Here is a 9,650-nt window from a genome sequence, read left to right as displayed (position 1 = left end):
GTATTAGCTTGTATATCTTAATATTTTAATAAAAAAATTAGTGAGATTTTAATATTATAATAAAATTAAATAAAAACTTGAATACTTACAAAAATTACCATATAATAAAATTAAGTAAAGCTCTTATTGATATAACTTACAAAGTATAAGTTTTGTATAAAAAAAGATATATAGCATTTTTATGAAAACGTTTTAACTATTAAATGGTTTATAAAGAGAACTTCTTTTGGTTATTAAGATTAAAAGAAGGAACTTTTTAAAATATAATATTGTTATAGGTGGAGGGGAATTTATGAACAAAAATGTAAAAAAAATAAGATGTATAGCTACGGCTTTAACAGCTGCTATCATTGCAGGAAATGTTGATTTATCAGTATTAGCAGGACCAATAAATACACTTAGTGTAGAAAAGAGACAAGATATTTTTCAAGCTCATATTTGGGAAGAAAAAAATGGAGAAGGAATAGTTATAACAGATAATGGAGCGGATTTTAACTCAATAGGAGGAGCTATTAAAGCGGGAGATAGTATAGTTTATAATGATATTAACTTTAAGGATGGAAGTTTAAATACAATGTTAGTTACTATATCTTCTTTAAATAAGGATAGAGATAAAAAAATAGAGGTAAGGTTAGATTCTAAAGAGGGAGAACTTTTAGGAACTATAAATGTTAATCCATCTAATAGTGAAAGAGTTTTTAAGGATCATTATTTAAGTATTCCTCAAGTTACAGGAGTGCATGATATAGCTTTTGTATTTAAGGATGACATGGATGTAAATATAGATATTTTTAATTTTTCTCAATATGATGGAAACGAAACAGAACAAGAATTTGATGAACGTATGAAATGGTGGAGAGATGCTAAATATGGTCAGTTTATTCATTTTGGACCTTATGCAGAAGCTGGTGGAGAGTATAAAGGAAAATGGGTACAATATTCAGAGTGGATTATGGATTATTTAAGAATATCAAAAGAGGATTATGCTAAAGATATAGCCAAGCCTTTTAATCCAAGCCAATTTAATGCAGAGGAAATAGTTAAGGTAGCAAAGGATGCTGGACAAGAATATATGGTATTTACTAGCCGTCATCATGATGGATTTTCTATGTATGATACAGAAATAAGAGAATTTAAAGATTATGAATTAATGAGTTATGGTAATTATAAAGGTCCAGATCCAATTGAGGAATTAGCAAATGAGTGTAAAAAACAAGGAATAAAATTTGGAGCATACTATACTATTTATGATTGGCATGATAAATCACAGGATAATTATGGACATTATATGCATCCAGAACAAAAAGAAGAATATAAAACTCGCATGAAGGGGCAGTTACGTGAGCTTATAGAAAAGTATGATGTGGAAGTTTTATGGTTTGATGGAGAATGGGCAAATTGGTGGACAAAAGAAGATGGACAAGAACTTTATCGTTATTTAAGAACACTTAAACCATCATTAGTAATTAACAATAGAGTAGGGAAAAAGCATCCAGATGATGGTGATTATGGAACACCAGAGCAGGAAATACCTCCAACAGGATTAGATTATGATTGGGAGACTTGTATGACTCTTAATAATTCATGGGGATATCATAAAACAGATAATAATTGGAAATCTCCAGAGACGGTAATAGAAAATTTAGTTGATGTAGCCTCAAAAGGAGGAAACTATTTATTAAATGTAGGTCCAGATAATTTAGGAAGGGTTCCAGAAGGAAGTGCTAATGTTCTTAGAGATGTAGGTATGTGGATGAAAGAAAATGGAGAAAGTATTTATGGTACAAGAATCTCATGTTTTACTAAGTTACCACAAGGTATAAAAGCAACCACTAAGGAAGGAAAAATATATTTACATTTTACTGATTGGAATGGTGGTGAAGCAATTAAAATTCCTGCTATAGTTAATGATATTAAAGGAATGAAAATTTTAGGAACAAATATTGAAGTAAATTATACAAAGTTAAAGGATGGAATTTTAATAGAAACTCCCCAGGTAGAAGGAAATGAATATGATACGGTAATTGAAATTGATGTTGTAGGAACTCCAGAGGAAGTACCAACAAATGTAAATGTAAATCTTGCAACTAAAGCTAAAGAGGTTATAGAATCAAATTATTATGAAAATAATAATTCTTATAAAGGTATAAAAGCTGTTGATGGAGATTTAAATACTAGATGGGCTACTGATGATAATACAAATGAAGCTACTCTAGAATTGAAATTTGATGAACCAATAACCTTTAATAAAGCTTATTTTAAAACTTTTTTATCTAATAAAAATAGTGTGAATTCATATAATATTGAATATTGGGATGGAGAAAAATGGGTAATAGGATACACTGGAGGAACTTTGCAAGAAGAAACAGAAGTAACATTTAACCCTATTACTAGTGATAGAATAAGGTTAAATATTACAGATGCACTTAATCCTAGTATTTATGAATTCGAAATTTTTAATGAGGTTATTACAGAAGTAGAAGTAACATCACCTAAAGAAACACAAATAGTTAGTTCAGATGGATTTACTATGGAAGGAACTGCTATTGGTGGAGAAACTGTAGAAGTATTAGTTAAAAGTAATAATGTAGTTCCAGTAAAATTTGAAGGAGATGTTTCAAAAGATGGAACTTGGAGTGTTGATGTAGCTAATATAGGAGAAGGTACCAAAAATATTAGAATTTCTCTTAAAGATAGTGATGGTAGTGTGGTAGATGTTACAAATACTACCTTAAAGGTAAGAGATAAAGGAAAAAATTTAGTTATTGGAAAAGAAATAACTGTATCATCAGAGTATTCAGAAGAAGCTGGATATGAAAAAAATAAAGCAATAGATGAAGACACAGCAACAAGATGGGCTCCTGCAAATGGAGATAAAACTCCAACTATGACAGTTAATTTTGGTGAAAGAACTACCTTTGATACAGTTATTATTAGTGAGATGTTAGATACTTGGGTAACACCTAATGATTATAGATGTAAAAAATTTAAATTAGAGTATAATGATGGAGAAGTATGGAAAACAATACAGGATGGAACTACCATTGGAGAAGAATTAACTTTAAAGTTTAAACCAGTAACAGGAGAGCAAATTAGATTAACTATTTTAGAAAATGCGGCTTCAAATAATTATGCTCCAGCAAATATCAATGAATTTGAGGTTTATAACAGTAAAAAGGATGTAGTTCAAGGAGAAGGAATTAAAAAAGTAGAAAATTTAAGAGTTAATGAAAGAAGTAGTAATTCAATAAAATTACAATGGGATGCACCATCATCAGGTGATAAAGTAGCGGAATATATAATTTATAAAGATGGAAAAGAAGTTGCTAAAGTAAATGCTAATGATATATTAGAATATGAAGCTAATAATTTAAAGGTAAATACTTTATATGGATTTAAAGTTTTAGCTAAAGGATTAGATGGACAAAAAGGAAGACCAGTATCTATAAATGTTAGAACTGCTAAATAGTAAAATAAGAGGGCTTTTTAAAAAAAGCCCTCTTATTTTAATTTAAAAATATTATTTATTATTGTTTTAGTCTTATAAAAATTTTTTATTAATAAATTATTAAAATCAAACCATCTTTGATTTTAATAATTGTAAATATAATTTTCCAAAAGCAGGACAAGGATCATTTTGAGTTCCATGAATTTTAATTGTATTGGTACCTTTTTGTAAATGAGCAGTAAATTCCATTTGTTCTAAGTTAAAACTTTCTCTACTCATAAATATATAACCAATATTTTCATCATTAATATCTATTGTAAATGGATTTGAGTCAGGAGATATATAATCTAAAATTATAGAATATATACCTTCAGATTCAGTTGTAACAGTAACTGTTACTGAAGCATCAATTGTAATTCTAGTTGGTAAAGTAGCACCATTTGGAATTGTAGTTACAGGAATATATCCCTTAGGTGTTCCAAGGTTATATACAAATCCTGTTTCAGAATCAATAAGAGCACCATCTTTAAGTTCACCAGCAGCTATATCATAAACATTAGGAGGTAAGGGATTAGCTTGATTTGTAATTAAATTTAGAGTAATTGTACCTAACATAGGTGATGGATTTTTACCATCTCCATAAAATTTTATTGTATTATCTCCTATCTTTAGATTAGCCTTAATTATAAAGGTATCTATATTAGCAAGTGACCAGTTTAAAGTTAATGGGAAGATGAATTTTTGATTAATAGGAACTTTATTTATATCTACTAATAGATTACTTTCATCATATACAGATACATATTGAACTATTAAATTATACCAACCAGCTGTTTTTACATTAAGTTTTAATGAGGCTGTACCATTTTCTTCGCCACCTATATTTTCAACTAACATAGTATTCTTATTAACCATAGCACTTCCACTTAATGTTCCATTACTAATATTATAAACCATAGGTTTATCATTACTTAAACTTAAATAGAATTCTCCAATAATAGGAGCTAAAGAACTTCCATTTCCCTCAAATTTAATTGTGTTTTTACCTGCATTTAAATAATGTGGAATAGTAAATGTTTTAGCATTAGCTACATCCCAATCCTCTGTTAAAGGAGGTAAATATATTTCATCATCATTTATATCATTTACTTCTATTCTTACAGGTCTTTCAATAATTGGAGATATATATTTAAATACAATATCATATACTCCAGCTAAAGTTACATTTACATTTACTGTAGAAGAACCATTTGATTGTCCTCCAATTAAACTAACAAAATCACCATTACCATATTTGGAAGCTCCATCTAAAAGAAGTCCTTGAGAAACATTATAAGTTTTAATAAGTTTTGTTGAAGATATTATTGCAGGTCCTAATGATGGTGCAAGATTTTTTCCATCGCCATAGAATTTTATTGTATTTTTACCTGATTTTAAATCAGCCTTAAAGGTAAAATTCTTTGCAGTACTAGGTAATGTTCCAGTGGTTGGTGATAATTTATATGAAGCACCAGTATTTACTCCATTAACATCTACTTTAATATTGCTGTTAGAAGTAGATATATAGTCAAAGGTAATATAATGGGTACCGGCTACTTGAGTATTTACTTTTATAGTTGATGATCCATTATTATCACCACCTAAATTTTCTACAAATTTAGTAGTATTATTTAATCTAGCTAAATTTTCTAATAAACCATCTGCAATATCATAAGTTAAAGTAATAGGAATTTTGCTAATAGTTACTTGACCAATATCAGGAGCCATGGTTTTACCATCACCATGAATTTTTATAGTATTTTCACCAGCTTTTAAAGTTATTGGTATTCCAAAAAATTTAGAATCTTTAATGGTTATTCCATTAGTAGGTATAACTTTATATGGAAGTCCTGTAGGAGTATTATTAATATCTATGGTTAAAGTTTGATTGTTATCATCTCTTGTAATATATTGAATATATAAATTGTAATCATCTGATTCTTCAACATTAACTTTTAAAGTAACAGAGTCATCTTTAGAACCTCCAAGACCCGTAACAAAAAAATCAGAAACACTATCTACTTTAGCATTACTTGAAAGCATACCATCCTTTGCATAATAAGTTCCTTTAGGAATAGTTTCAACAACAGGTGCTGATTTAATTAGTTCAAAAGATTCTAAAATAGAAACTTCATCATAGCCATTTCCGTAAAATTTAATAGTATTTTCTCCTTTATTAAAAGGAATTGTTATGGTAAATATTTCAGGATCAGATTCAACGGCAAAATCTGTTATAGGTAAAGTATAAGTACCTAGATAAGTTCCATTAACATCAATTTTTAAAGGGCTATCCACATAAGGCTCTATATAATTAAGCATTAAATCATAGGTTGCAGTTTCATTAATTACAACTGTTAATGTTACCGATCCATTATTCATTCCTCCTAAACCTTCAACAAGATTAGAATCAGGATTTATTTGAGCTCCATCAGCTAAAGTTCCACTAGCTATTCGGAAAATATGATCTTTTGGAATAGCTGAAACTAATTTGCAATCTACTGTATAAATATCAGGTGCTGGATTTGTGCCATCACCATGAAAAGTAAATGAATTTTCTCCATCATCTAAAAATATAGGAATAGTGTAAGTGGTTGGAGGTTTATTATTACTTGATGGAATATTATAAATAGTACCAGTATTTTTACCATCAATATCAAGTAGAAGAGAACGACCATTATAACCATCAACAGTAAGAATTAAATTATAGCTGCCAGTATTCATAGCAAAATAAGATATTATTAAAGATTCATCAGAAAATCCACCTAGATTTCCTATTGCCCCTGATGGAAGAACTTTTGCATTTTCTGATAACAATCCATTAGATAAAGGATAGGTACTAGATAAATTTAAATTAATAGTAAAGTCTCCTAAATCAGGAGCATAACTTTCATCAACACCACTAAACTTTAGTGTATTAATTCCTTTATCAAGAGGTATTAGTGTAGAAAATGTTCCTATATAAGGTCCATTTATGTTATAAATTGTACTTGTTTTAACTTCTGGAATTTCTAATTTAAGAGGTCTATTAGTTCCTCTATAGTTTATTCTTAGTACATAATCTCCAGTAGTATCTACCATAACTTTCATTGTGCAAATACCGTTTCCTTTTCCACCAATCCAATTAACTAATCCACTTTGATTATCTAATACTGATGGACCTTCTAATCCAGCATTAGTCAGGCTATAAGAATCTTGAGGCACTGTTGGAGTTTTTGGTAAAGTAGATGTTTTAGTGGTATTAAAACTCAAAACAAAAGAGCCTAAAGTAGCGGATATACTTTTGCCATTACCATGAAATTTAATTGAGTTATTTCCAGATTTTAAAGTTACAGGTATAGTAAAAGTTTTAGCATCGGAAATATTCATAGTTTCAGTAGATGGTAAAGTAAAAATAGTAGTTGAATTTATAGCATTTATAGAAACCTTTAAAGGTGTATTATTTGTTAAGCTTAAATATTGAAAAATTAAATTATATTGACCAGCAGTGCTAAGATTAGCAGTAACGGTTGATGAACCATCAGTAGGTCCACCTATTCCTTCTACAAAGTTAGTTTTTGTATCAATTTTAGCATCATTTTCAAGAACTCCGTTAGCTAAATTTGATGTTATAGGAGGAATTTGCAAAAGAAATTCTTCTAAATCTGGACTTAATGATTTACCATCACCATGAAATTTAATAGTGTTAGTATTATCTTTTAATATTACAGGAAATGTGAAAATTAAAGCATCTGAAACATTTGTACTTTTAGTAGTAGGAGGCATATAAACATTACCTTTTTTGTCATCATTAACATCCACTTTTAATTTAAGATTATTTGCAGTGGATAAATACCTAACAGATAAATAATAAATACCAGCGTCAACTTCATTTACTGTTACTGTAGAACTACCATCTTTAGTACCACCAAGTCCAGTTATAAAGCCAGTTACTTCATTAATTTTAGCATTTCCTGAAAGTTCACCCATAGCAACGTTATAATTAGAATTCATAGAAGGTTCAGTTGCAAATATACTTGTTTCTTGAGTTTGATTTAAAATTACAGTTACTGACTGTAAATCTGGAGCAGCATCAATACCATTACCATAAAATTTTACAATGTTGTTTCCAGAATTTAGAGTAACTAGAATATCAAAAGTTTTAATAGCATTTATTGATGTGCCAGGAGTGATTGGAAATAGATATTCATTCCCTGTATCTTTATCATTTATTTCTATTTTTAAAGGTTTATTAAAATCACCACAAATATATTGAATAGCTAAAGTATATAATCCACCATTTGCTACAGATATAGGCAAAACTACAGCACCATTATTTTTGCCACCAATATAAGTAACCAAGCCTGTTGAGTAATCAACCATAGCACCATTTTCTAAAAATCCTGTTGATAGGTTATAAGTACCTAGTTGCAAAGTAGAAGTTATTGAGACCATTGGAGAAATTGGAGTTTTTAAGTCTAAGCTTTGTGTTGCATTGGATTTAATCATATAAGATCCAAAAGGAACATTAGCAAAACTATATATTCCAGAAGAATTAGTTTTAGTAAAAGCTACAGGAGTTTGAGAATTATTATTTTCTAATTTATAAAGAATAACATCAGCATCAGCAATAGCTATATTTAATTTATCAGTAATTATTCCAGAGATAGATCCATCACTTAAAGTTTCATTAATAAGTAAAATTTTCTTTGTAGAATATATTTTTCCACTTTCTAAAGTAATAATTTCTTCAGAAGGGTGATATGAAAGAGTAGAAATAACTATTTTATAATTACTAGGTAATAATTCACTAAATATAAAATTTCCTTGATTATCTGAATATGTTATTGCTGATAAATCACTAGAATTATTTGTTATTTTATATAAAGAAATTATAGCACCAGAAATTATATTATTATTATTATCAGTTAAAAAGCCACTAATTGCTCCAAATAAAGCATTAGGATCATTTGATAAAGTAAAATTTATAAGTTTACTTTCACCAGTCATTAAAGAAAAAGAAGGAGATTGGTTTAATATTTTTCCAGAAGCAATGGCTAATACAGTGTATATAGAACTAGAAGGTACAATATTTATTACATATTTACCATTAATATCGGTTCGTACATTAGCTAAAGGTTCTAGTCTATTATTCATTAATTTAACTATAGCATTTTGTATAGGATTATTAAAAGTATCTACTATAGTTCCTGAAATTGAAGAGCCAATATTTACTTCATTATTATTAGAATCGAGTTTTATATCCGCTTTTATATCTGAAATTTTATTAGTAATTTCCACTGTTTCAGATTTTCCTAAGGTATACTTATCTCGTCTTATTTGCATAGAAAGTCCTCCTTAATATTAAATTATTGAAATTACTTTCCATATATATTATTTAAATAATTGTAAAAGGTGTCAGTGATATACAGTTTTTTTTAGGCATGTTTTAATTTAAAAGTACAAAGCAATGAAAAATAATAAAAAGAAAAACCGGTATCATTAAAAAATAATTTTTTACCGGTTTTCTATATTAAATATTAAATTTTTATTTATTGTTCAATTCTTTTTGTAATTTATAAAATAAAGTTCTAGAACAACCTATATATTTTGAAGCAGAGGTAACGCTCATATAATTAGGATTGTTTTTATCTCTAGTTAGAGGATATACTTCATTAAATTTTTCCCTAAATTCTTTAACAGCAAATCTGCCTAGATGTTTTCCTTTTTCTTTAGCTCTTTGAATACCTTCCTTTTGTCTTTTTTTAAGTTCTTTTCTTTCCCATTCTGCTTTTAAAAGGTCTACTTCTAGCATGGTATCTAACATAATGTTAAGCATTGCTTCAGCTAATGAATTTGCTTTTTTATTTACTAATTTATCCTTTAAAAATTCATTTAAATAAGCTTGGTCGATAGATTCTATGATTATTCCTTTTTTAGACAATTTAATAAGTTCTTTTCTAACCTCTTCTGCATTTCTTCCTAATCTATCTAAGTTTTTTACAATTATAGTATCTGGTTCTAAAAATGTACTAAAATATACTCATTTAGATAATTCGCCTCGCTATATAAAATTTTCAAATACAGTTGTTTAAATTATCTAAGTTTTCCTTTTATACATTTTTAGAATGTTCAACTAGGTTCATTACTCCTAGTCAGTTCTCTTATGAACTTCTTATACTTTCAT

Annotated in this window: 3 protein-coding genes; 1 reads left to right on the top strand and 2 read right to left on the bottom strand. The window is 28.2% G+C overall.

The window, feature by feature from the left end; translation table 11 throughout:
* Positions 1-292 precede the first annotated feature (292 nt).
* Positions 293-3,469: an alpha-L-fucosidase gene (locus tag GBZ86_RS09210; protein ID WP_152889960.1), complete on the top strand. Its 3,177-nt coding sequence runs from the start codon at positions 293-295 to the stop codon at positions 3,467-3,469.
* 105 nt (positions 3,470-3,574) lie between these two features.
* On the opposite strand, the gene GBZ86_RS09205 is transcribed toward GBZ86_RS09210, so the two are convergent.
* Both GBZ86_RS09205 and GBZ86_RS09200 read right to left on the bottom strand, forming a co-directional pair.
* Positions 3,575-8,809, bottom strand: coding sequence for a carboxypeptidase regulatory-like domain-containing protein (locus tag GBZ86_RS09205; RefSeq protein ID WP_152889958.1), 5,235 nt, complete (start codon positions 8,807-8,809; stop codon positions 3,575-3,577).
* Positions 8,810-9,011: 202 nt separating this feature from the next.
* On the bottom strand, positions 9,012-9,470 hold the full coding sequence (locus GBZ86_RS09200) for a recombinase family protein (protein ID WP_327444774.1): 459 nt from the start codon (positions 9,468-9,470) through the stop codon (positions 9,012-9,014).
* Positions 9,471-9,650: the final 180 nt, after the last annotated feature.

The organism is Clostridium tarantellae, assembly GCF_009295725.1.
Classification (GTDB): Bacteria; Bacillota; Clostridia; order Clostridiales; family Clostridiaceae; genus Sarcina; species Sarcina tarantellae.
Note: the sequence above shows the minus strand (reverse complement) of the source record. Positions and strands in the feature narration are given on the sequence as shown.

What these genes read in the sequence shown, in the direction of transcription:
- GBZ86_RS09210 (WP_152889960.1), top strand. Translation starts at nt 293, where the DNA reads ATGAACAAAAATGTAAAAAAAATAAGATGTATAGCTACGGCTTTAACA.
- GBZ86_RS09205 (WP_152889958.1), bottom strand. Translation starts at nt 8,809, where the DNA reads ATGCAAATAAGACGAGATAAGTATACCTTAGGAAAATCTGAAACAGTG.